The 22,098-nt window shown below is 68.8% G+C and carries 21 protein-coding genes and 2 pseudogenes; 6 read left to right on the top strand and 17 right to left on the bottom strand.

All coding sequences use genetic code 11. From position 1 onward, the window contains the following. Nucleotides 1-17: 17 nt before the first annotated feature. Nucleotides 18-626: a superoxide dismutase[Cu-Zn] gene (sodC, locus tag AC5Y4Z_RS06605; protein ID WP_499961715.1), complete on the bottom strand. Its 609-nt coding sequence runs from the start codon at nt 624-626 to the stop codon at nt 18-20. Nucleotides 627-641: 15 nt separating this feature from the next. Next, nucleotides 642-1,973 (bottom strand): deoxyguanosinetriphosphate triphosphohydrolase, encoded by a 1,332-nt coding sequence (locus AC5Y4Z_RS06600; RefSeq protein ID WP_499961712.1) that lies wholly within the window; start codon nt 1,971-1,973, stop codon nt 642-644. A 40-nt stretch (nt 1,974-2,013) separates the two neighbouring features. Between AC5Y4Z_RS06600 and AC5Y4Z_RS06595 the strand changes: the two genes are divergently transcribed. After that, on the top strand, nt 2,014-3,978 hold the full coding sequence (locus AC5Y4Z_RS06595; protein ID WP_499961709.1) for a TPM domain-containing protein: 1,965 nt from the start codon (nt 2,014-2,016) through the stop codon (nt 3,976-3,978). A 64-nt stretch (nt 3,979-4,042) separates the two neighbouring features. Here AC5Y4Z_RS06595 and AC5Y4Z_RS06590 read toward each other — a convergent pair whose 3' ends face one another. From AC5Y4Z_RS06590 to AC5Y4Z_RS06565, 6 genes are all read right to left on the bottom strand, one after another. Next, nucleotides 4,043-4,327, bottom strand: a complete 285-nt coding sequence (locus AC5Y4Z_RS06590; RefSeq protein ID WP_046182844.1) for a WXG100 family type VII secretion target — start codon at nt 4,325-4,327, stop codon at nt 4,043-4,045. 40 nt (nt 4,328-4,367) lie between these two features. Then, nucleotides 4,368-4,664 (bottom strand): WXG100 family type VII secretion target, encoded by a 297-nt coding sequence (locus tag AC5Y4Z_RS06585; protein WP_499961702.1) that lies wholly within the window; start codon nt 4,662-4,664, stop codon nt 4,368-4,370. 118 nt (nt 4,665-4,782) lie between these two features. Continuing rightward, nucleotides 4,783-5,043 carry a hypothetical protein gene (locus tag AC5Y4Z_RS06580; RefSeq protein ID WP_499961881.1) on the bottom strand — a complete coding sequence of 87 codons (261 nt, stop codon included), beginning with the start codon at nt 5,041-5,043 and terminating at the stop codon, nt 4,783-4,785. Nucleotides 5,044-5,305: 262 nt separating this feature from the next. After that, the gene (locus tag AC5Y4Z_RS06575) at nt 5,306-5,719 is read right to left on the bottom strand and encodes an alkaline phosphatase family protein (protein WP_499961699.1); all 414 of its coding nucleotides are present in this window, start codon (nt 5,717-5,719) and stop codon (nt 5,306-5,308) included. A 365-nt stretch (nt 5,720-6,084) separates the two neighbouring features. Then, the gene (locus tag AC5Y4Z_RS06570) at nt 6,085-7,293 is read right to left on the bottom strand and encodes a PPE family protein (protein WP_499961694.1); all 1,209 of its coding nucleotides are present in this window, start codon (nt 7,291-7,293) and stop codon (nt 6,085-6,087) included. A gap of 419 nt (nt 7,294-7,712) precedes the next feature. After that, nucleotides 7,713-9,110: a glycine--tRNA ligase gene (locus AC5Y4Z_RS06565; RefSeq protein WP_499961690.1), complete on the bottom strand. Its 1,398-nt coding sequence runs from the start codon at nt 9,108-9,110 to the stop codon at nt 7,713-7,715. Between the two features lie 176 nt (nt 9,111-9,286). On the opposite strand from AC5Y4Z_RS06565, the gene AC5Y4Z_RS06560 reads away from it, so the two are divergent. The 3 genes from AC5Y4Z_RS06560 to AC5Y4Z_RS06550 all read left to right on the top strand — a co-directional run bounded on the left by AC5Y4Z_RS06560 (nt 9,287) and on the right by AC5Y4Z_RS06550 (nt 11,126). Beyond that, nucleotides 9,287-9,706 carry an ArsR/SmtB family transcription factor gene (locus AC5Y4Z_RS06560; RefSeq protein WP_499961687.1) on the top strand — a complete coding sequence of 140 codons (420 nt, stop codon included), beginning with the start codon at nt 9,287-9,289 and terminating at the stop codon, nt 9,704-9,706. Further along, nucleotides 9,703-10,095: a Fur family transcriptional regulator gene (locus tag AC5Y4Z_RS06555; protein WP_499961683.1), complete on the top strand. Its 393-nt coding sequence runs from the start codon at nt 9,703-9,705 to the stop codon at nt 10,093-10,095. Before AC5Y4Z_RS06560 ends, AC5Y4Z_RS06555 begins: the two co-directional genes overlap by 4 nt. A gap of 107 nt (nt 10,096-10,202) precedes the next feature. Continuing rightward, nucleotides 10,203-11,126: an alpha/beta fold hydrolase gene (locus AC5Y4Z_RS06550; RefSeq protein ID WP_499961678.1), complete on the top strand. Its 924-nt coding sequence runs from the start codon at nt 10,203-10,205 to the stop codon at nt 11,124-11,126. Here AC5Y4Z_RS06550 and AC5Y4Z_RS06545 read toward each other — a convergent pair. From AC5Y4Z_RS06545 to recO, 3 genes are read right to left on the bottom strand one after another with little or no spacing between them, the layout of a single operon-like run. Continuing rightward, nucleotides 11,123-11,551 (bottom strand): hypothetical protein, encoded by a 429-nt coding sequence (locus AC5Y4Z_RS06545; protein WP_499961675.1) that lies wholly within the window; start codon nt 11,549-11,551, stop codon nt 11,123-11,125. The two genes, AC5Y4Z_RS06550 and AC5Y4Z_RS06545, sit on opposite strands and share 4 nt — an antisense overlap. Further along, a complete protein-coding gene (locus tag AC5Y4Z_RS06540; protein WP_499961672.1) occupies nt 11,551-12,441 on the bottom strand; it encodes a decaprenyl diphosphate synthase in 891 nt (296 codons plus the stop codon). Before AC5Y4Z_RS06540 ends, AC5Y4Z_RS06545 begins: the two co-directional genes overlap by 1 nt. Beyond that, on the bottom strand, nt 12,434-13,231 hold the full coding sequence (gene recO / locus AC5Y4Z_RS06535) for a DNA repair protein RecO (RefSeq protein WP_499961669.1): 798 nt from the start codon (nt 13,229-13,231) through the stop codon (nt 12,434-12,436). Before recO ends, AC5Y4Z_RS06540 begins: the two co-directional genes overlap by 8 nt. Nucleotides 13,232-13,293: 62 nt before the next feature. On the opposite strand from recO, the gene AC5Y4Z_RS06530 reads away from it, so the two are divergent. Both AC5Y4Z_RS06530 and AC5Y4Z_RS06525 read left to right on the top strand, forming a co-directional pair. Then, a complete protein-coding gene (locus AC5Y4Z_RS06530) occupies nt 13,294-14,790 on the top strand; it encodes an amidase (RefSeq protein ID WP_499961665.1) in 1,497 nt (498 codons plus the stop codon). Nucleotides 14,791-14,826: 36 nt separating this feature from the next. Then, on the top strand, nt 14,827-16,293 hold the full coding sequence (locus tag AC5Y4Z_RS06525; protein WP_499961663.1) for an aminotransferase class I/II-fold pyridoxal phosphate-dependent enzyme: 1,467 nt from the start codon (nt 14,827-14,829) through the stop codon (nt 16,291-16,293). Here the strand turns inward: AC5Y4Z_RS06525 and AC5Y4Z_RS06520 are convergent. The 6 genes and pseudogenes from AC5Y4Z_RS06520 to AC5Y4Z_RS06495 form a co-directional block, all read right to left on the bottom strand. Further along, nucleotides 16,290-17,075 carry an SDR family NAD(P)-dependent oxidoreductase gene (locus tag AC5Y4Z_RS06520; protein WP_499961661.1) on the bottom strand — a complete coding sequence of 262 codons (786 nt, stop codon included), beginning with the start codon at nt 17,073-17,075 and terminating at the stop codon, nt 16,290-16,292. The genes AC5Y4Z_RS06525 and AC5Y4Z_RS06520 overlap by 4 nt on opposite strands. A 52-nt stretch (nt 17,076-17,127) precedes the next feature. Continuing rightward, nucleotides 17,128-18,027 (bottom strand): GTPase Era, encoded by a 900-nt coding sequence (gene era, locus AC5Y4Z_RS06515; RefSeq protein ID WP_499961657.1) that lies wholly within the window; start codon nt 18,025-18,027, stop codon nt 17,128-17,130. Nucleotides 18,028-18,103: 76 nt separating this feature from the next. Next, complete coding sequence (locus AC5Y4Z_RS06510; RefSeq protein ID WP_499961654.1) at nt 18,104-19,390, bottom strand: hemolysin family protein; 1,287 nt, start codon at nt 19,388-19,390, stop codon at nt 18,104-18,106. Then, a complete protein-coding gene (ybeY, locus tag AC5Y4Z_RS06505) occupies nt 19,387-19,920 on the bottom strand; it encodes an rRNA maturation RNase YbeY (protein ID WP_499961651.1) in 534 nt (177 codons plus the stop codon). Before ybeY ends, AC5Y4Z_RS06510 begins: the two co-directional genes overlap by 4 nt. Nucleotides 19,921-19,924: 4 nt before the next feature. Continuing rightward, a pseudogene (locus AC5Y4Z_RS06500) lies at nt 19,925-20,266 on the bottom strand (PhoH family protein); the annotation flags it as partial. Between the two features lie 1,074 nt (nt 20,267-21,340). After that, nucleotides 21,341-22,051, bottom strand: a pseudogene (locus AC5Y4Z_RS06495) (PhoH family protein); the annotation flags it as partial. Between the last annotated feature and the right edge of the window lie 47 nt (nt 22,052-22,098).

Here is a 22,098-nt window from a genome sequence, read left to right as displayed (position 1 = left end):
TAAAACGCTCGCCTCGTTCAGCCAGTCGGTCCGATGACCCCGCACGCGACGCGCTCCATCGCGTTGTCGCTGCCGTCGGCGCCGTGGATCATCAGGGCGGTCTTCTCCCCGGCGAGCAGCTGGTCCCTGGTGAACGCGTCGCTGGTGGTCACCAGGTAGGCCGAACCGTCCTGGCGCACCTCGAGCGTGGACAGGTCGCCGCTCTCGGGCATCCCGGTGTGGCCGGGCGCCTGGAAGTGCCCGCCGGCGGACAGGAAGTTTCCGGGCGGGCCCCCGGTGGGGGCGACCGAGTTGGGCTCACATTTGCCGACCGCGTGGATGTGCACGCCGTGGAAACCGGGGGCCAGGATCCCGCCGGCGACCGTCTTGATGGTGACGGTCGCGTAACCGCTGCCGAAATCGAAGGTGGCCGTGGCCACTTCCCGGCCGTCGGGCGCCTTCAGCTGCGCCGACAGCGATCCCGGGGCGGGCTGCGCGCTGGTGGTCCCGGTCGATTGCAGCGGCTCGTTGTGCACCGGCGGCGTGGTGCCGGGCTGGCTGCTCGGATGCTGCGGTGAACTGCAGGCGCTCACGGCCACGACGGGAATCGACAGCAGGAGGGTGGCGACGCCGCTGAATTTCATCATGCCGGGAGCGTAGCGCTAACTCGATGGTGGCGACCCACGGCGCCCGGCGCCGCCGCGCTTGTGATCGCCACTACCGATCGCGGGGCTGGTATCGATGCGCTCCAGCCGGCCCTCGGTGTAGGACGCGACCTGGTCGACGACGACCCGCAGCCGCGCTCGGTCGTCGGCCGCGGTGTTGAACGCGGCCGCGAACACGGGATCGAGCGTGCCGGGCGCCCCGGAGTACAGCCATTGCGCCACCCGGTGGATGCGTTCGCGTTGCCGGGCCTGGGTTTCCAGGTGCCGCGGGTCGGACATGATGAACTGCAGCGCCAGGATTTTCAGCAGGGCGACCTCGGCGCGCACCAGGTCGGGCACCTGCAGGTCGGCGCGGTAGCGCACCAGCGGCCCGGGGCCGGCGGACGCGCGGGTGGTGGCGATGGCGGCCGAAGCGAACCGGCCCACCAGTTCACTGGTCAACCGCTTGAGCGCGACCGAGGCCGCCAGGGTGGCGTCGTACTTGCCGACCGCGGCGACCACGGGCAGCCCCGACAGCCGTCGCGCGGCTGCCATGAAGTCGTCGGCGCTGACCCGGGAGAATTCGCTCTCCCCCAGCTTGGCCAGCGCCGCCGCCTCGTCGTCGTCGGCGAGCACCCGCAGGTCGATGCGTTGCGAGACGACGCCGTCCTCGACGTCGTGCACCGAGTAGGCGATGTCGTCGGCCCAGTCCATCACCTGTGCCTCCAGGCATGTCCGATCCGCCGGCGCGCTCTGGCGCACCCAGGCCGCCTGATCGCGGTCCTCGTCGTAGAAGCCGAACTTCCGCCTACCCTGGCGGCGGGTCCACGGGTACTTGGTGACCGCGTCCAGGGATGCGCGGGTCAGGTTGAGCCCGGCGCTATTGCCTTGCGCGTCAAGGACTTTGGGCTCGAGGCCGGTGAGGATCCGGAAGTTCTGGGCGTTGCCCTCGAAGCCGCCGTGCGCGGCCGCGAACTCGTCGAGCGCTCGCTCGCCGTTGTGTCCGTAGGGCGGGTGCCCGATGTCGTGGGCCAGCCCGGCCAGCTCCACGAGGTCGAGGTCGCAGCCCAGCCCGACGGCCATGCCCCGCCCGATCTGGGCCACCTCCAGCGAGTGCGTCAGCCGGGTGCGCGGGGTGTCGCCTTCCCTCGGCCCGACCACCTGGGTCTTGTCGGCCAGGCGGCGCAGCGCGGCGCTGTGCAGAACCCGGGCCCGGTCGCGTGCGAAGTCGGTGCGGTGCTGGCCTTCCGTGCCCGGCAGACCCGCGGTCTTCGGCGCTTCGGGTACCCGTCGCTGACGGTCGAAGTCGTCGTAGGGGTCGTGCTGATTCGTGGTCGCCTCCTTAGTCACCGCAGCACAGTCTGCCAGGGAACGCGGGCTACATTGACGTATGCGCACTGTCCGCCTCCTCGGCGCGACGCTGGCGATCCTCGGGGGCCTGTGCGGGGGGCTACTGTCGGCGCCAACGGCCGCCGCGCAACCCCCGTTCCGGCTGCCGGATCAGGTCACCGACCGGACGAATGTCCTGTCGGATTCCGGTCGCGCCACGGTGACGTCGGCCATCGACAAGCTCTACGGCGACCGCCACATCCGGCTGTGGGTGGTCTACGTCGACGACTTCTCCGGGGCGGCGCCGGTGGATTGGGCGACGAGCACCCGAAGCGTCAGCGACCTGGGTGACTACGACGCAATATTGGCGGTGGCGACCACCGGGCGGGCCTACGCCTTCCTGGTGCCGGATGCGGTCAAGAGCATCAACAGGAGCCAAGTCGACCAGCTGCGCCGCACCAAGATCGAACCCGCGCTGCACAACGGCGACTGGAGCGGCGCCGCGGTGGCCGCGGCCAACGGGCTCGACGCGCCGCCGCCGGCGTCGGGCCGGGTGTTCCTGCTGGTCGCGCTGGGTGTCATCGCGATCGCCGTCGCGGTCCTGCTGCTGGTGATGCGCTATCGCCGCGGGCGACGGCGCGCGGCCGCGCTGGCCGCCGCCCGTCGCGTCGACCCCACCGATGCCGACGCGCTGGCCGGCGTGCCGCTGGAGGCCCTCGACGACCTGTCCCGCTCGATGGTGGTGGACGTCGACAACGCCGTGCGCACCAGCGCCAACGAGCTGGCGCTGGCCATCGATGAGTTCGGCGCGGAGCGGACCCAGCCCTTCACCCAGGCGGTGAGCAAGGCCAAAGCGGCGCTGTCCCAAGCCTTTACCGTCCGTCACCAGCTCGACGACAGCGTGCCCGAAACCCCAGCGGAACAGCGCGAGCTGCTCACCCGGGTGATCGTGTCGGCGGCGAACGCCGACCGCGAGCTGGAGTCACAAACCGAGGCGTTCGAGAAGCTGCGGGATCTGGTCATCAATGCCGCGTCCCGGCTGGACGGGCTGACCCAGCGGTACGTCGAACTGACCGGTCGCATCCCCGCGGCCGAACAGCGGATGGCCGAATTGCACACGGAATTCGACGGCGCGGCACTGGGTTCGGTCGCCGGCAACGTCACCGCCGCCAAGGAGCGGTTGGCGTTCGCCGACCGCAACATCGGCACGGCCCGTGGCCTGGCCGGCCGCGCCGAGAGCGGCAAGCAGTCCGGTTTGGTGGATGCCTACCATGCCGCCGAGTCCGCGCTCGGGCAGGCGGGCTCGCTGCTCGACGCCGTGGACACCGCGGCCGACGACATCCGGCACGCCATCGCCACGCTGCCGGCGGTCATCGACGACGTCCAGGCGGGCCTGCGGCGCGCCGACGAGCAGGCGCGCAAGCCGGCGTCGGCCCATACCGCCCAACTGGCCGCGGCGCGCGACGCCGCGGCCGCCGCCCTCGCGAGCGCCCGCGGCAGCGGTTCCCCCGATCCGCTCGGCGCGTTCGCCCGGCTCACCAAGGCCGACGCCGACCTCGACCGGACCCTGGCCGCCGTGGCCCAGGAGCAGGCCAACGCCGAGCGGCTCAACCGCTCGCTGGATCAGACGCTGTTCACCGCGGACTCGCGGGTGCGCGGGGTCTCGGAATACATCGACACCCGCCGGGGCAGCATCGGCCCCGAGGCCCGGACCCGGCTCGCCGAAGCCGGCCGGCACCTCCAGGCGGCGCGCGACAAGCGATCGACCAACGTGACCGAGGCGATCGCGCACGCTAACGCGGCGTCGACGCTGGCCGCCCAGGCCCAGGCCCTGGCGAACGCCGACGTGGTGGCGGCCCAGCGCGCCTACGCCCGCCGCGGCGGCGGGGACACCGGCGCGATGATCGGCGGCATCATCATCGGCGACCTGCTCGGTGGGGGCATGCGCGGCGGGTTCGGCGGCTGGAGCCCGACGTCCTTCGGCCCGTCCGGCGGCGGCATGATGGGCGGCGGCGGGCGATTCTGAAACCGGTATAGACAAACCGATCCCCGGGCACCGGGTGCCCGGGGATCGGCCTTGCGTTACTGCGTCAGGCCCAGCTGGACCCGACGGCGCTGTCGGTGCTGGCCATGTTGCTGCCGGCGCTTTGCACCTTCTGGCCGTGGGCGTTGGCCTGCTCGTAGATCACCTGGAAGTTGCGACCCAACTGGGTGATGAACTCCTGGCAGGCCACCGAACCGGCGCCACCCCAGAAGTCACCAGCGGCCAGCACATCGCGCACGATGGCCTGGTGCTCGGCTTCCAGCGACGCGGCCTGGGCGCGAATCAACGCACCGTGGGCATCCACATCGCCAAACTGGTAATTGATGGTCATGTTTGCGTCCTCCTGAAATAGAAAGTCTCTAGGCCCGGCGCTAGCTGCCGAGGATTTGCTGCGAGGTCTGCTCTTGCTGCTCGTAGTTGTTGGCGTCGCGGATCAAACCATCCCGCACCCCGTGCAGCATGTTCACGATGTTGCGGAACGCCTGATTCATCTGACCCATGGTGTCGTAGGAGGTCGCCTGCGCCTGGCCGCTCCAGCCCGCACCGGCGATGTTCATCGACGACGCCCACATCTTGCGCGCCTCGTCCTCCACCGTCTGCGCGTGGACCTCAAAACGGCCCGCCATTGCCCGCATCTCATGCGGGTCAGTCATAAAACGTGTTGCCATGTTGCCTTTCTCCTTCTGGATTGTTTGTTGGACTTTCTGCAGGTGGGCCTTCGTAGCTGGCTGCTACGCGGTTACCTGCGCCGCCGATCACGTGTGACACGCATGCGGCTGCCGTCTCTCACCCGGCCGCCGGAGAATGCGGTACCACGCTGCTAGTCCGCGGCATGTCGAAGCGGGGCTCGGCTTCGCCTTGCCACTCGCTCCATTCGCTCCATTCGTTCCACTCGTCCATGCTCTCGTCGGCGACCTCCGGGCTCAGCCCGTCGCTCACCGTGTCACCGGGCTCGGCGCCGTCTTCCGGCTCCGGCGCCCAGTGGTCATAGTCATCCGGCGGCACGGCCACACCCCACTTCAGTGGAACCGATAAGCCGCCAAGCATCCCCGACTCGCCACGCTTCGCCGCCACTGCGTCATCCGGCAGCGGCGAACCAAGAGGCAAAAGCACCTTGCCCCCTTCCACTAGCCGTCTTCGTACATTTCGCACCTGGTCGCGAACTAATCGCCACCAGGTACACAGCATCGTAAGTCAATTCTGAGGACAATATCCGGGTTTGAGCGATTTCGCTCCTTTTAGAACGCGCGCGCGCCGAAGGGTGGGAAACCGCCGGGCGGCCGGGCGCGGATCCGGCCCGAACGGGCAGTCAGCAGACCCCGCCGGGTGGCCCGGTTTCCTGGGTCGGCTTCGTCTGCTGATACGGCAAACGATAAGGGATTGACGTCTTGCTGGTCGAGCCCAATATCGCGTCGTTGTGCCCGTTATTCCGCGCCCGGTGCATGGTGATCCAGTCGCGGCCGGGATCGCTGGCGCATTCGGCATCCACCATGGGTCCCCGGGTGGTGTCGAGACGGTTAGGGATCGTGACGCCATCGGGGTCGAGCGCCTGCGTAACCGGGTTTCGGCCTTTTTGCTGGAAAGCCGGCGACGGGCTATTGAAGCCGTCGGCGCCCGCGAGCGTCCCGAAATAGTGATCGAATGAACGGTTCTCCTGCATTAACAACACGAAATGTTCGACGTCGTTCGGTCCCGCATGAATATTCGATCCCGGGCCGGCCAACGCCAGTCAATGCCCCGGTGCAGGTCGTGATTGCAAGCGTGGCGGAAAACTCGCGACGCGACATGCCGTCGACCAGATTGCGGGCCCATCGCGCGCCCTTCGCGCGGGCCCGTCGCCCACGTTTTCCACATCACGGTAATAATCGCGGCGCCGATCAGCCCCAACCCGCGTCGGGGTGTCCCGTTCGTTTTATCTATTTCACCCGGCGATTTGCTGGAGCCATTCCGGCTATTCGAAAATTGATGTGCGACGCGCAAAGCGTCGGCCGCCAAGGTTTTCGGTAGACGGGGATGACACGCCGAAGGCGCGGGCAACACCATAATCCCCCCGGGGTGTCACCCGCGCCTTTGGTGGCTTTACTCGGTCTATCCGACTCCGGTGCGCGGAACGACGCTGGGCCGCGACTGCACCACGTGGTTCGGGCTGGCCCCGCCACGGCCCAGCATGCCGCCACCCATGCCGGCGCCGGCACCGCCCATGCCCATCGGCATCGGCATCATCGGCATGCCGCCGCCCATGGGTGCACCGGCTGCCGCGGCGGCGGCGGGCATCTCGCCCATCCCCGACATCGCCGCGCTGACCATGCGCGACGGCGCCGATCCCTGCCACGTCGGGGGCACCGACATCGCACCGACCAGGCGTGCCTTGCCCAAACCGGCCGAGGCGGCGCCCAGGCCGCCCATGCCCGCACCGCCGCCCAGGCCCTTCGGAACGGCGCTGCTGACGAACTTCGCCGAGTCGGCGGCGCCGGTCACGTCGCTGGCCAGGGCGGCCGGGTGTGCGGCGCTCATGCCGGCCTGGGCCGCCATCATGATCGGCGACATCATCATGCTCGCGGGGTACATCGCGATCTGGGCGACCTGCATGATCGACGACACCGGCGCTGCCGACGCCAACCCCATCGCCGTCGACAACCCGCTCGTGGCCACGTCCTCGACCACCCCCAGTGGGCCGACGGCGGCCAAGCCGCCGAGCGCCGCTCCCACGCTGCCGACCTGCGAGGCCACCCCGGCCAACGGGTTGGTCAGCAACCCGGCCAGGCCGCTCAGGAACGGCGGAACGCTGAAAGCCGGCAGCGCCGCGGCCACCGCCGTGGCGCCGCCGTGATAGCCGACCATGGCGCCCACGTCCTGGGCCCACATCTCCATGTACTCGAACTCTTTCATGAAGATCGCCGGGGTGTTCTGGCCCAGGATGTTCGTCGCGATCAACGCCAGCTGCGTGACCCGGTTCTGGGTGACCGCCGGCGTGGGCACGATCGCCGACAGGGCGGTCTCAAACGCCGTCGCCGCGGTCCGGGCTTGCACGCTGGCGGCCTCGGCCTGCCCCGCGGCCGCGGTCAACCACCCCACGTAGGGCGTCGCCGCCGCGGCCATCGACATCGACGCCGGGCCCGCCCACGGTCCGTCGGTCAGCCCGGTGATCACCGATTGAAACGATGACGCCGCCCCCGACAGGTCCGACGCCAGCGACTCCCAGGCCGTCGCCGCCATGTGCAACGGTCCCGAGCCCGCACCGGCGTACATCAACGCCGAGTTGATCTCCGGGGGGAAGAACGTAAAGCCAGGAATCATTCCAACCTCGACACATCCAGCCGCCGCGGCGGCTCCGACAACCATGTAGCTAACGTTCACTTGCGGCGGTTTTACACACGCCTGCCGCCACCGCTGGATCGTAAGTCAACCGGCCACCGAAAATAGGCGATTTCGCGAAATCATTCCGCGTCTCGGGCAGGAGCCGGCGAGACGCGCTCACGCACCCCCCTGAACCGGACAACTGTCCAGGTAGCGATGCCTGCGGATGCATCGCCCGGACGCCAAAAACCCGCACAAATTTTGTGGCATTTCCACGGGCCTCGGAGCGCCCCGCACACGGGGCCGCGAACGCCCAGAAACCGCTAAAAATTTTGGTGAAGAAACCGGAGGCTCCGCCGCCGGAGACGAACACCCCGGAGCCGCGCGTCGCCGAGGCGAATCTCATGACGCCCGTGCGGCTAGCAGCCCTTCAGCCGAACCGCCAGGTAGTCGGCGACGGCGCCGATCGCGACGCGCTCCTGGGTCATGGCGTCGCGCTCGCGCACGGTCACCGCGTTGTCCTCGAGCGAGTCGAAATCCACCGTCACGCAAAACGGCGTACCGACCTCGTCCTGGCGCCGGTAGCGGCGACCGATGGCGCCGGCGTCGTCGAACTCGATGTTCCAGCATTTACGCAATTCGGCCGCCAGGTCGCGCGCCTTGGGGCTCAGGTCGGCGTGGCGCGACAGCGGCAGCACCGCCGCCTTGGTCGGCGCCAGGCGCGGGTCGAGCCGGAGCACCGTGCGTTTTTCCATGCCGCCCTTGGCGTTTGGGGCTTCGTCCTCGTGGTAGGCGTCGATCAGAAACGCCATGAACGACCGCGTCAGGCCCGCCGCCGGCTCGATGACGTACGGCGTGTACCGGGTGTCGGATATCTGGTCGTAGAACGACAGGTCGGCACCGGAATGCTTTGCGTGCGTGGACAAGTCGAAGTCGGTGCGGTTGGCGACACCTTCCAGCTCGCCCCATGGGTTGCCGACGAAGCCGAACTTGTACTCGATGTCTACGGTGCGGTCGGAGTAGTGCGACAGCTTGTCCGCGGGGTGTTCGTACAGCCGCAGGTTGTCCCGCTCGATGCCCAGGTCGAGGTACCACTGCAGGCGGGTGTCGATCCAATACTGGTGCCATTCCTTGGCCGTCGACGGCTCGACGAAGAACTCCATTTCCATCTGCTCGAACTCGCGGGTGCGGAAGATGAAGTTGCCCGGGGTGATCTCGTTGCGAAAGCTCTTGCCGATCTGGCCGATCCCGAACGGCGGCTTGCGGCGCGCCGTCGTCACCACGTTGGCGAAGTTGACGAAGATGCCCTGCGCGGTCTCGGGGCGCAGGTAGTGCAGCCCCTCCTCGGTTTCGATGGGCCCGAGGTACGTCTTGAGCATCATGTTGAATTCGCGGGGCTCGGTCCACTGGCCCTTGGTGCCGCAGTCGGGGCAGACGATCTCGGTCATCGCCACCGAATCCGGGTCGGCGATCCCCTTCTTCGCCGCGTAGGCCTCCTGCATGTGGTCCTGGCGGTGCCGGTGGTGGCAGTTCAGGCACTCGACGAGCGGGTCGTGGAAGACCTCGACGTGGCCGGAGGCCACCCACACCTGGCGCGGCAGGATGATCGACGTATCGAGTCCCACCACGTCGTCGCGGCCGGTGACCACCGCGCGCCACCACTGACGCTTGATGTTCTCCTTGAGCTCCACGCCCAGCGGGCCGTAGTCCCAGGCCGATTTGGTGCCGCCGTAGATCTCGCCCGAGGGAAAGACGAAGCCGCGCCGTTTGGCCAGGTTGACTACGGTGTCGATGACGGACGCCACGGGGCGGTGCACTCCTTTTCGAAGATCGGACGCAGGGCGGGCGGCGAACCGCCCGCAAAACCCCAGCCATGGTATCGACCAGCGCCGCGAACTTTGACATGCGTCATCACGCATGTGACAGTGGGAGGTGGCCCGCTTCGACGGCGGGCGCTCCCCTATCCGGCACTTTTCGAGGTGATGACACTCCCATGGCGATGTCCCCCTCAACATCGACGACCGCCGGTGACGACATGGGGTCCGACCTGGGCGTCGAGGCCCACGAGCACGGCGCGGCTGGGCCCGGCGACCACCCGGATTTCCCCGACTACCCCGACCCGCCGCCGCGGGAGATCCTCGACGCCGCCGGCGAGCTGCTGCGCGCGCTGGCCGCGCCCGTGCGGATCGCCATCGTGTTGCAGCTGCGCGAATCGCAGCGCTGCGTGCACGAGCTGGTCGACGCGCTCGGGGTGCCGCAGCCGCTGGTCAGCCAGCACCTGAAGATCCTCAAGGCCGCCGGTGTGGTGGCCGGGGAGCGATCCGGGCGCGAGGTGCTCTACCGGCTGGCCGACCACCACCTGGCGCACATCGTGGTGGACGCGGTGGCGCACGCGAGCGAGGACACCGTATGACCGGCACCAGTGTGCGGTCGACCCGTCAGCGGGCGGCGATCTTCACGCTGTTGGAGACGCTCGACGAGTTCCGCTCGGCCCAGGAGCTGCACGACGAGCTGCGCCGCCGCGGCGAGAACATCGGCCTGACGACGGTGTACCGGACCCTGCAGTCGATGGCCGCGGCCGGGATGCTCGACACGTTGCGCACCGACACCGGCGAGTCGGTCTACCGCAGGTGCTCGGAGCATCACCACCACCACCTGGTGTGCCGCGGGTGCGGTTGCACCGTCGAGGTCGGCGACCACGAGGTCGAACAGTGGGCCGCGCAGGTGGCCGCCAAGCACGGCTTCTCCGATGTCAGCCACACCATCGAGATCTTCGGCACGTGCGCGCAGTGCGGCTCCTGAGCTGCGCCCCGAAAAAGTTTTCACAAAGTTGTCCGGCAGGGACCCCCTGCGTGCTCCTACCCATGAGCGGCCACGGGCCGAAGGAGCACCCAGGAAGTGAGAACGCCATGCGCAACCACCTGCGGCCGGTACGCGACGTCGCGGCCCCGTCACTGCAATTCCGGACCATCCACGGCTACCGCCGCGCCTACCGGGTCGCCGGGTCGGGTCCGGCCCTGCTGCTGATCCACGGCGTGGGTGACAACTCCACCGCCTGGGGGCCCGTGCACGTCCAGCTCGCGCAACGGTTCACCGTCATCGCGCCGGATCTGCTGGGCCACGGCGAGTCGGACAAGCCCCGCGCCGATTACTCGCTGCCGGCCTTCGCCAACGGCATGCGCGACCTGCTCGCCGCGCTGGGCATCGACCGCGTCACCGTGGTGGGGCACTCGTTCGGTGGCGGCGTCGCGATGCAATTCGCCTATCAGTACCCGCAACTGGTCGAGCGGATCGTGCTGGTCAGCGCCGGCGGCGTCGCCAAGGACGTGAGCCTCGCGCTGCGGATGGCGGCCATGCCGATGGGCAGCGAGGCGCTGGGCGTCCTGCGCGTCCCGGGCGTGATGCCCGCGATCCGGCTGTTGGGCCGCGCCGTCAAGACCGGGCTGGGTTCGACCAGCTTCGGGCGCGACGTAGCCGACGTCGTGGACCTGCTGCAAGGCTTCCGCGACCGACGGGCGCTGTCGGCGTTCGCGCGCACGTTGCGGTCGGTGGTGGACGCTCGCGGCCAGTACGTCACGATGCTCGACCGGGTCCACCTCATGCAATCCGTGCCGGTGCAAATCATCTGGGGCGACGACGACCTGATCATCCCGGTCGACCACGCCCGGACGGCCCAGGCGGCGATCCCCGGCTCGCGCCTGGAGATCTTCGAAAAGTCCGGCCACATGCCGTTTCGCGACCACCCCGATCGCTTCGTCGAGGTCGTCGAGCGGTTCATCGACTCGACCCGGCCGGCCGGCCACGACCAGGAGTTGCCGCGCACCGGCTCCTAACCCGTCAGTGCACGGCGGATCTCGGCGCCGGTGTCCAGCACCAGCAGGACCAGGGTGCGCAACGCGTCGTCGGTCAGGCCGCCGCCGGGAAAGTTGTAGCGCAGCATCACGTCGGCGGTCTTGGACGCGGCCTTGCCCGAATTACGTTGCACGGCTTGTTGATTGACCTTCTCGACCACGGTCACGCTGCCGAAGTTGCTGTCGTGGGCCTGCTTGGCGATCTGGTCGCGGATCTTCTTGGTCAGCGGCAGATCCCAGGCCAGTATCTGCGTCAGCGATACCAGGTCCAGGTCCTCGGCGATGTTCACCACCCGCAGCGAGGCCAGGGTTCCGTTGTGGCGCACGGTCAGCGCGCCGTCGGGCTCCTCGTCGACGGCCAGGACGTCGCGCAGTATCGACGCCAGACGCTCAGCCAGCGAGGGCATCAGGCGCTCCCGAACCGCCGATTGCGCGAGGCGTATTCCTCGCAGGCCGCCCACAGGTCGCGCCGGTCGTAGTCGGGCCACAGCTTGTCCTGGAAGACGTACTCGGCGTAGGCCGCCTGCCACAGCATGAAGTTGCTGGACCGATGTTCGCCCGACGTCCGCAGGAACAGGTCGACGTCGGGGATGTCGGGCCGCTGCAGGTGACGCGAGATCGTCGCCTCGGTGATGCGCTCCGGATTGAGCCGGCCGGCCTCGGTCAGCCGGGCGATATCCTTTGCGGCTTCGGCGATCTCGGCGCGCCCGCCGTAGTTCACGCAGTAGTTGACGGTGATGACGTCGTTGCCGGCCGTCATCGCCTCGGCGATGGCCAACTCGTTGATGACGCTGCGCCACAGCCGGGGCCGCGAGCCCACCCAGCGGATCTTGACCCCGATCGCGTTGAGGTTCACGCGGCGCATGCGCACCACGTCGCGGTTGAACCCCATCAGGAAACGGACCTCCTCGGGGGAACGCTTCCAGTTCTCGGTGGAGAAGGCGTAGAGGCTGAGCCACTTGATCCCGAGTTCGATTGCGCCGCAGACGATGTCGATCACCACCGCCTCGCCGGCCTTGTGTCCGTCGGTGCGGCTCAGCCCGCGTTGGGTGGCCCAGCGGCCGTTGCCGTCCATCACGATGGCGACGTGAAAAGGCAACCGGTCGGCCGGAATCCGCGGCGCGGCCGCCTTCGAGGTGTGCTGCGGGGGCCGGCTCGGGCCGCCGCCCGCCGACGGCGGCAGCTCCGGGAAGGCCACCGGCCACGTCGACCTGTCGGGAAAGACCGGGTAATCGTCGGGCGCGGGGGGCAACTGCGGGAAGTCGGTGGACTTCAGCCTGCGCTCAGCTTTAGCCACAGGCCGTATCCTGCCCGATCAGCGCGGCGCGCCGTTCGGCGATGGTGCGGTCGACGTGATACGTCCGTTCCACCAGCGGCAGCGTTTTGAGTTGCCGCTCCAGGTGCCATTGCAGGTGCGCGGCCACCAATCCGCTGACGTGGTTGCGGTGCGACTGCGGCGACGCCTCGGCGGCCTCCCAGTCGCCGTCGTGAAGCGCCGCCATCAGGTCCAGCACGCCCGGCGGTGGGGTGGTCGAACCCGCCGGGCGGCAGTGCGGGCAGACGCTGCCCCCGGCCCCCACGTGAAACGCCCGATGCGGGCCCGGCGTGGCGCACCGCGCGCACTCGGTGAGGGCCGGCGCCCAACCGGCGATGCCCATGGCGCGCAGCAGGTAGGCGTCCAGCAACAGGTCGCGGGGCCGGCGCCCGTCGGCCACCGCGCGCAGCGCGCCCACCGTGAGCCGGTGCAGGGCCGGCGCCGGGGCGCGCTCCTCGCCGGCGAGGCGTTCGGCGGTCTCGAGCATCGCGCACCCACACGTGTACCGGCCGTAGTCGCTGACGATGTCGGTCGCGAACGCGTCGATGGACACCACCTGGGTGACGATGTCGAGGTTGCGGCCGGGGTGCAGCTGCGCGTCGATGTGAGCAAACGGCTCCAGCCGGGCACCGAATTTGCTACGGGTGCGACGGACGCCCTTGGCCACCGCACGGACCAGCCCGTGATCGCGGGTCAGCAGGGTGACGATCCGGTCGGCTTCGCCGAGCTTGTGCTGGCGCAGCACAACAGCCCGGTCTCGATATAGCCGCATCACCATAGTTTTGCACCCCGCCGCGACAATCCGGGTATCCGCGCCGTCTAGTCTCGTACCCCGTGATTGGCGCTTCTGGGTCGGGAGTCGGGTCCATTTCCGGATCCGGCAGCCAGCGCCTGCCCACACTGACTGACCTGCTCTATCAATTGGCCAGCCGCGCAGTGACATCCACCACACTGGTCAGCCGCTCCCTGCACGCCATCCACACCAGCCAGTCCACGCTCAACGCGTTCCGGGTGGTGCTCACCGAGTCGGCGCTGGCCGACGCCGCCGAGGCCGACCGGCGCCGGGCGGCCGGGGACACCGCCCCGCTGCTGGGCGTCCCGATCGCGGTCAAAGACGACGTCGACGTCGCCGGGGTGCCGACGGCCTTCGGCACCGAGGGGTACGTCGCGCCGGCGACCCACGACGCCGAGGTGGTGCGCCGCCTGAAGGCTGCCGGCGCGGTGATCGTCGGCAAGACCAACACCTGCGAGCTGGGCCAGTGGCCGTTCACCAGCGGGCCAGGCTTCGGGCACACCCGCAACCCCTGGTCGCGCCGGCACACCCCGGGCGGATCGTCGGGGGGCAGCGCGGCCGCGGTGGCCGCGGGCCTGGTCACCGCGGCCATCGGCTCCGACGGCGCCGGCAGCGTGCGGATCCCCGCGGCGTGGACGCACCTGGTCGGCATCAAGCCGCAGCGCGGCCGCATCTCCACCTGGCCGCTGCCGGAGGCGTTCAACGGCATCACCGTCAACGGCGTGCTGGCCCGCACCGTGGCCGACGCGGCGCTGGTGCTCGACGCCGCGTCCGGCAACGTCGAGGGCGACCGGCACAAACCGCCCCCGATCACGGCGTCGGACTACGTCGGCAAGGCACCCGGGCCGCTGAACATCGCGCTGTCAACCCGGTTCCCGTACACCGGTTTTCGGGCCAAGTTGCACCCCGAGATCCTGGCCGCGACGCGCGCGGTGGCCAAGCAACTCGAGCTGCTCGGCCACACCGTGGTGCCCGGCAATCCCGACTACGGCCTGCGGCTGTCGTGGGACTTTCTGGCCCGGTCCACCGCGGGGCTGCTGGATTGGGAGGAGCGGCTCGGCGAGGGCGTGGTCCTGGACCCGCGCACCCTGGCCAACCTGCGCATGGGCCAGGTGCTGGGGCAGGCGATCCTGCGCAGCGCGCGCCGCCACGAGGGGGCCGACCAGCGGCGGGTGGGCTCGATCTTCGACATCGTCGACGTCGTGCTGGCGCCGACCACCGCCCAGCCGCCGCCGCTGGCGCGCGCCTTCGACCGGCTGAGCGGCCTGGCCACCGACCGCACCATGATCGCCGCGTGCCCGTTGACGTGGCCGTGGAACGTGCTGGGCTGGCCGTCGATCAACGTGCCGGCGGGCTTCACCTCGGAGGGTTTGCCGATCGGCGTGCAGTTGATGGGCCCGGCAAACAGCGAGGGCCTGCTGATCTCGCTGGCCGCCGAGCTGGAGGCCGTCTGCGGCTGGGCCGCCAGGCAGCCGACGGTCTGGTGGCACGCCGGCACCGACGCCCCGTCGGCCGGCGCGCCGCCACCGCGCGGATGAGGTGACGCGCCGCCCGAACCCGGGTACATCCTTGCCATGGATCAATCCGAGGCTCCCCTTCTGGACGCGCTGGCCGACTACCGCGACAAGAACCGGTACGGGTTCACGCCGCCCGGACACCGGCAGGGTCGCGGCGTCGACGACCGGGTCCTGGCGGTGCTGGGCCGCGAACCTTTCCTCGACGACGTGCTGGCCAACGGCGGGCTGGACGACCGCAAGGCCGGCAACAACTACCTGAAGCGCGCCGAGGACCTGATGGCCGACGCCGTGGGTGCCGACGTGGCCTGGTTTTCCACCTGCGGCAGCTCGCTGTCGGTGCGGGCGGCGATGATGGCCGTGGCCGGCGGCGGAGATTCCAGTGGCAGCCTGCTGGTGAGCCGCGACAGCCACAAGTCGATCGTGGCCGGCCTCATTTTCTCCGGCGTCCAGCCGCGCTGGATCACGCCGCGCTGGGACGCCGAGCATCACTTCTCGCACCCGCCCTCGCCGCGGCAGGTGGAAGAAGCCTGGGCGCGGCATCCGGATGCCGCCGGCGCGCTCATCGTCAGCCCGAGCCCGTACGGCACCTGCGCCGACATCGCCGGCATCGCCGAGGTGTGCCATGCGCGGGGCAAGCCGCTGATCATCGACGAGGCCTGGGGGGCGCATCTGCCGTTCCACGAGGACCTGCCGACGTGGGCGATGGACGCCGGCGCGGACGTCTGCGTGGTCAGCGTGCACAAGATGGGGGCCGGTTTCGAGCAGGGCTCGGTGTTCCACGTGCGGGGCGACCGGATCGACCGCGATCGCCTGTCGGCCTGCGCGGATCTGCTCATGACCACCAGCCCCAGCGTGCTGCTGTATGCCGCGATGGACGGGTGGCGCCGGCAGATGGTCGAACACGGCCACGACTTGCTTGGCGCGGCTCTGGATTTGGCGTCTCGGCTGCGAAAGGACATCGAACTGGTGCCGGAGGTGCGGGTCCTCGAGGAGGAGCTGCTCGGCGTGGAGGCGTCCCACGACCTGGACCGGATGCAGGTGATGATGGACGTCTCGGCCACGGGCACCTCCGGTTATCAGGCCGCCGACTGGCTGCGCGCGCACGCTCACATCGACATCGGAATGAGTGATCACCGCCGCATCCTGGCGACGCTGTCCTTCGCCGACGACGAAACGACCGCGGGTCGTCTGACCGAGGCACTGGCGGAATGGCGCAGGGCGGCAAGCGATTTCGATCCGCCGCCGCAGATCGACCTGCCGTCGCCGGAGGAGCTGCAGCTGGAGACCGTGTGCCTGCCGCGCGACGCGTTCTTCGGGAAGGTCGAGGAGATCCCCACCGACCAGGCCGCGGGGCGGGTCTCCGCCGAGCAGTGCACGCCGTATCCCCCGGGCATTGCCGCCGTCGTGCCCGGCGAGCGGCTCAACGAGGCCGTGCTGGACTACTTGTGTTCGGGTGTGCGCGCCGGCATGAACGTGCCCGACGCGGCGGACCCGTCGCTGCAGACGATTCGCGTGGTGGCTTAGCTCCCGCGGGGCATCGACATGATCCGGTTGCCAACGGCTTTGACCGCGTCGGGCAGCACGCGGTTGGCCGCGCCCATCGCCTTCGACAAGACCGAGCCGGCGACGATTTTCTGATCGCCGCGCATCAGCGCCTCGAAACCCTCGCGGGCGACCTGGGCGGGGTCGTCCTTGGGCATCTTGCCCATCAGCGAGTCGACCATCTTGGCGCGGCCGAAGAAGTTGGTGTCCGTCGGGCCGGGCATCAGCGCGGTGACAGTGATTGAGGTGTCGCGCAATTCGTCGCGCAGCGCCTCGGCGAACGACTGGACGAAGGACTTCGACGCGTTGTACACCGGCTGATAGGAGCCCGGCATCTGTGCCGCGATGGACGACGTGAACAGCACCTTGCCGGTGTCGCGGTTGGCCATGTCGCGCAGCACCAGCTTGGCCAGGTGCACGGTCGAGCGCACGTTGAGGTCGACGATGCTGAGGTCGTCGGCCAGCTCGCTCTTGAGGAACATCTCGCCGCGGCCGATGCCCGCGTTGAGTGCCGCGGCGGCCAGCACGCGATCGCATTCGATCGCGCTTCGGTACAGGTGCTCCACCCCGTCCGGGGTGCGCAGGTCCACCTGCACGGCCTGCACGGCGGCGCCGGAGGCGGAAAGCTTGTCCGGCACGTCGTTGATGGCGTCGTCTTCGGCGGCCACGACGAGGTCGTAGCCGTGTTGGGCGAACTGCTTGGCCAGTTCGAACCCGATGCCGCTGGACGCGCCGGTCACCAACGCTAACTGTGGTTCGGTCATCCGGGACGGCTACCCGCCGCCGATGCCCCGAAACGTGCCGGCGAAAGGCCCGCTAAAACCCCAGCCGACCAAGCTGTTTGGGGTCGCTCTGCCAGTTCTTGGCGACCTTGACGCGCAGGTCGAGGTAGATCTTGGTGCCCAGCAGCTTCTCGATCTGGACCCGCGCGGCGGTGCCCACCTCCCGCAGCCGCGCGCCGCGTTTGCCGATGACGATGCCCTTCTGGCTGTCGCGCTCGACGTAGAGGATGGCGTGCACGTCGACGAGATCGTCCCTGCCTTCGCGGGCCTCGACCTCGTCGATCACCACCGCCAGCGAATGCGGCAGCTCGTCGCGCACCCCTTCCAGCGCGGCCTCGCGGATGAGCTCGGCCATCAGGACCTCCTCGGGCTCGTCGGTGAGCTCGCCGTCGGGGTAGTAGGCCGGGCCGGGGGGCAGAGCCGCGGCCAGGACATCGACGAGCACGTCGACCTGCGAGCCGGTGGCGGCCGACACCGGGACGATGTCGGTTCCGTCGCCGACCAGCTCGCTGACGGCGACCAACTGCGCGGCCACCCGGTCCTTGGGGACCTTGTCGATTTTGGTGACGATGGCCAGCAGGGTGGTCTTGGGGGCGACCGCGCGAACCTGGTCGATGATCCACCGGTCGCCCGGGCCGATCGCCTCGTCGGCGGGGATGCACAACCCGATCACGTCGACCTCGGCGTAGGTGTCGCGGACCAGGTCGTTGAGCCGCTTGCCCAGCAGGGTCCGCGGCCGGTGCAGGCCCGGGGTGTCGACCAGGATCATCTGGAAGTCGTCGCGGTGCACGATCCCGCGGATGGTGTGCCGGGTGGTCTGCGGCCGCGTCGAGGTGATCGCCACCTTGGTGCCGACCAGCGCGTTGGTCAGCGTCGACTTTCCGGTGTTGGGCCGGCCCACCAAACACACGAAGCCGGAACGGAATTCGGTCATGGCGCCCGGCCGATCGCCGAGCGTGCGCTCAGGGCGACTTTCGGGCGTTTTTTCCGCCATGAGTGCACGTTCGGCGTCATAGCGGGTGCCCGTCGGTTTCGGCGGGGCTCAGCAGGATGGTGTTGATCCGCACCCGGCCGCGGTGGTCGGGGCCGCCCTCGGCGCGCAGCCGCAACCCGTGCGAGACCACCTCGGCGCCCGGCAGCGGCACGCGGCCCAATTCGAGGGCCACCAGCCCGCCCACCGTGTCGACGTCGAGGTCGTCGTCGAATTCCACGTCGTACAGTTCGCCGACGTCTTCGATCGGCAGCCGCGCGGAGACCCGAAAGCGTTTGTCGCCCAGGTCTTCGACGGGCGCGGTCTCCGCCTCGTCGTACTCGTCCGCGATCTCGCCGACGATCTCTTCCAGCACGTCTTCGATGCTGACCAGGCCGGCGATCGCGCCGTACTCGTCGACCAGCAGGGCCATGTGGATGCGGTCGCGCTGCATCTCGCGCAGCAGCGCGTCCAGCGGCTTGGAGTCGGGCACGAAGACCGCCGGGCGCATCACCTGCGACACCTTGGTGTCCCGGCCGCCGTCGGGCGACAGGAACGTCTGCTGGACAAGGTCTTTCAGGTACACCACGCCGACGACATCGTCGACGTTCTCCCCGATCACCGGAACGCGGGAATGCCCGCTGCGCACGGCCAGGTTGGTGGCCTGGCTGGCGTACTTGTCGCTTTCGATCCAGATCATCTCGGTGCGCGGCACCATGACCTCGCGGGCCGGGGTGTCGCCGAGCTCGAACACCGACTCGATCATCCGGCGTTCGTCGGCGGCGACCACGCCGCGCTGCTGGGCCAGGTCGACGACCTCGCGCAGCTCGATCTCGGAGGCGAACGGCCCGTTGCGCAGCCCGCGGCCCGGGGTGAGCGCGTTACCCAGGACCACCAGCAGCCGGCTGAGCGGCATCAGCAGCCACGAAATCACCCGCAGCGGAAGGGCCGTCCCCAACGAGATGGAATACGCGTGCTGACGGCCGAGGGTGCGCGGCCCCACCCCGATGACGACGAAGCTGGTCACCACCATGATGGTCGCCGCGCCGAACAACGCCCACCGCATGCCGAAGTTGTCGTAGAGGAACACCACCAGCAGCACGGTCGCGGTGATCTCGCAGATGATGCGCAGCAGCACCACCAGGTTGATGTAGCGGGGCCGCTCGTTCATCACCTTGAACAGCGACCCGGCGCCGGGACGCTCGCCGCGCAGCAGTTCCTGAACCCGGGCCAGCGACACCGTGCTGATGGCCGCGTCGATCGCCGCGAAAAGTCCGCCCAGCGCGATCAGCGCGATCGCGCCGAGCAGCTGGGAAAGCCCGGTCAATTGTCGAAATACCTTGACTTGTCCAGCAACCGGCGGTCGCGTTCCTCCTGGCGATCCAGCTGGTAGGCCTCGACCTGTTCGGCGACCCACTCCTCGAGCAGCCGGTCCTGCAGGGCAAACATCTCCCGTTCCTCGTCGGGCTCGCCGTGGTCATAGCCGAGCAGGTGCAGCACACCGTGAATCGTCAACAGCGCCAACTCATGTCCGAGGCTGTGGCCGGCCGCGGCGGCCTGCTCGGCGGCGAACTCCGGGCACAGCACGATGTCGCCGAGCATCGCGGGCCCGGGCTCGGGCGCGTCGGGGCGGCCGCCGGGCTCGAGCTCGTCCATCGGAAAGCTCATCACGTCGGTGGGCCCGGGCAGGTCCATCCAGCGCATGTGCAGGTCGGCCATCGCGGCGGTGTCCAGCAGCACCATCGACAGCTCGGCGCTCGGGTTGACGTCCATCCGGGCGATCACGAACCGCGCGACGCTGACCAGTTCGGCCTCCGAGACGTCGACGCCCGACTCGTTGGAAACTTCGATGCTCACGAGATCACCGCCGGTTGCGGGCACCGGAGGCCCGCCGGGCCGCCCGGTTCATCGTCAGGCCGGGTTCCTCGAATCTGGCGTAGGCGTCCACGATTTCGGACACCAGCCGGTGGCGCACCACGTCCACACTGGTCAGCTCCGCGAAGTAGATGTCGTCGATGCCGTCGAGGATGTCGACCGCCGCGCGCAGCCCGGACCGGGCACCGCCGGGCAGGTCGATCTGTGTAACGTCGCCGGTGACAACGACTTTGGAGCCGAAGCCGAGCCGGGTGAGGAACATCTTCATCTGCTCGGCGGTGGTGTTCTGCGCCTCGTCGAGAATGATGAAGGCGTCATTGAGCGTATTGTGCGTCAGCAAAAAGTCCTCGGTGACATACAGGGAGTCTGCTGCCGCGACCTTGATGCACACCGCCTCCGCGGTGCCGGCCGGCTCGATACGGTCGACGAAACGCATCGGACGTCCGCCGCCGGTCGCTTCGTATTTGGCGGCTTTGCGAGTCAGCCGGAACGGCACCACGCCCTCGGGCAAGCGGATGTCAAGGATGTGCGCGTCGGATCGGTGGTGCACGTCGTGGCCGCGGGCGAGTCCGGGCTTTCGTCCTTCGGCCGGCCTCGTGCGCCAATAGGCGACGCCGCCCAGGGACCGAACCAGGAACACCACGTCATCGCGTAGCCGTGCGGAAACCGTCGCGAACTGAATCCGACAGGTCCGGCTTTGTTGGATCACCGGACCGCCGTCAAAGTCCAGGAGGCCCTGAAGGACACCCAGCCGCACATCGGGCGAATTGAACAGGTAATCCTCAGGTATGAATTTGGTGCTTGATCGCGTGCCCGCGAGCCCCAATCGGCGCATGGCGCCAGTGACCGGGTTTTCGATGGTGATGACTTCACCGGGACGGGTGACCCTGTTCAGTATGTAGTCGACTTCGGATCTACGACGTAGCCGGATTCCGGGGATGAGATTTTCCAGGGATTCCGCCAGCTCGGGATCAGCGGTCGCGAAACTGGGCGTCGCCTGGCAGGAACAGCAGCCATCTCCCAGAAGCAAACCTAGAGCGTACGGGTCGAGCGGGACCGGCCGTGCTGCGAAGCTCACCGGCGCGCTCAACAGCGGCAATTCGTACCGATGGTAGTGCGCCGCACGGAGATTACCGATCATCTCTTTGGTCTGCAGCACGCGCGGCGGCTTTCCAGTACTGCGATCCCTTCTGGTGTACACCGACCACAAATGGTCACCCGATGCGAGCGTGGACGAGCCGTCCTGGGAGTAGACGCGGTAGATCTCCTTGAAGCCCTGCGGGTAGACGCCCAGGACCTCGGTCGGCATACCGTCGGAGCCGATCACAAAATCCCCTACCCGGAGTTCCCCGATCGCCCGGAACCCGTTGGGAGTCAATACTTTTGTAAAGACCGGTTGCGCCCGGCCCCGCATATATGCGAGCGGCGCGACCTCAATGACCCCGGCGGACATCAGCTTTGGGATCAGCTCGGCGTCCATCATGTCGTACAGCGCGTCATACAGCGGGCGCAGATACGGGTCGATCTTTTCGCTCAGCGTGCCGGGCAGAAAGCCCAGGCGCTCACCGGCTTCCACTGCGGGGCGGGTCAGGATGATGCGGCTGACTTGCTTGGTCTGCAGCGCGTTGACGGCCTTGGCCATCGCCAGGTAGGTCTTGCCGGTGCCGGCCGGGCCGATCCCGAAGACGATGGTGTTGGCGTCGATGGCGTCGACGTAACGCTTCTGGTTGAGCGTCTTGGGCCGAATCGTCTTGCCGCGGCGCGACAGGATGTCCAGCGTCAGCACCTCGGCGGGCGACTCGTTGCCGGTGCCGACCAGCATGGCCACACTGTGGCGCACCACCTCCGGCGTCAGTGGCTGGCCGCGGCCGACGATCGCCACCAGTTCGGAGACCACCCGCTCGCCGAGCGCGACGTCGGCCGGTTCGCCCGAGAGGGTGACGGTATTGCCGCGCACGTGCAGGTCGGCGGTCAACACGCGCTCGAGGGCACGCAAATTCTCGTCGGCGGAACCCAACAAACCCACGACGAGGTCGGGCGGAACGTCAATGCTGCTGCGAACCTGAGCAGAGGTTGATGACGGGGCAGCAGCCTTGGTTTCGCGGGGCGTCACGTGGTTTCTGATTCCTGCTTTCTGTGTTCTCGAGCGACGACAGCCGG

The sequence above is a fragment of the Mycobacterium sp. NGS63 genome, assembly GCF_059812295.1.
The sequence above is the reverse complement of the archived record's forward strand: the minus strand, read 5'-3'. Positions and strand labels throughout refer to the sequence as shown.

Excerpts from the sequence above, each read along its gene's own strand:
- sodC (WP_499961715.1), bottom strand. The coding sequence starts at position 626 with ATGATGAAATTCAGCGGCGTCGCCACCCTCCTGCTGTCGATTCCCGTC.
- AC5Y4Z_RS06595 (WP_499961709.1), top strand. The coding sequence starts at position 2,014 with ATGCGCACTGTCCGCCTCCTCGGCGCGACGCTGGCGATCCTCGGGGGC.
- AC5Y4Z_RS06590 (WP_046182844.1), bottom strand. The coding sequence starts at position 4,327 with ATGACCATCAATTACCAGTTTGGCGATGTGGATGCCCACGGTGCGTTG.
- AC5Y4Z_RS06585 (WP_499961702.1), bottom strand. The coding sequence starts at position 4,664 with ATGGCAACACGTTTTATGACTGACCCGCATGAGATGCGGGCAATGGCG.
- AC5Y4Z_RS06580 (WP_499961881.1), bottom strand. The coding sequence starts at position 5,043 with ATGCTTGGCGGCTTATCGGTTCCACTGAAGTGGGGTGTGGCCGTGCCG.
- AC5Y4Z_RS06570 (WP_499961694.1), bottom strand. The coding sequence starts at position 7,293 with ATGATTCCTGGCTTTACGTTCTTCCCCCCGGAGATCAACTCGGCGTTG.
- AC5Y4Z_RS06560 (WP_499961687.1), top strand. The coding sequence starts at position 9,287 with ATGGCGATGTCCCCCTCAACATCGACGACCGCCGGTGACGACATGGGG.
- AC5Y4Z_RS06555 (WP_499961683.1), top strand. The coding sequence starts at position 9,703 with ATGACCGGCACCAGTGTGCGGTCGACCCGTCAGCGGGCGGCGATCTTC.
- AC5Y4Z_RS06550 (WP_499961678.1), top strand. The coding sequence starts at position 10,203 with ATGCGCAACCACCTGCGGCCGGTACGCGACGTCGCGGCCCCGTCACTG.
- AC5Y4Z_RS06545 (WP_499961675.1), bottom strand. The coding sequence starts at position 11,551 with ATGCCCTCGCTGGCTGAGCGTCTGGCGTCGATACTGCGCGACGTCCTG.
- recO (WP_499961669.1), bottom strand. The coding sequence starts at position 13,231 with ATGCGGCTATATCGAGACCGGGCTGTTGTGCTGCGCCAGCACAAGCTC.
- AC5Y4Z_RS06525 (WP_499961663.1), top strand. The coding sequence starts at position 14,827 with ATGGATCAATCCGAGGCTCCCCTTCTGGACGCGCTGGCCGACTACCGC.
- AC5Y4Z_RS06520 (WP_499961661.1), bottom strand. The coding sequence starts at position 17,075 with ATGACCGAACCACAGTTAGCGTTGGTGACCGGCGCGTCCAGCGGCATC.
- era (WP_499961657.1), bottom strand. The coding sequence starts at position 18,027 with ATGACCGAATTCCGTTCCGGCTTCGTGTGTTTGGTGGGCCGGCCCAAC.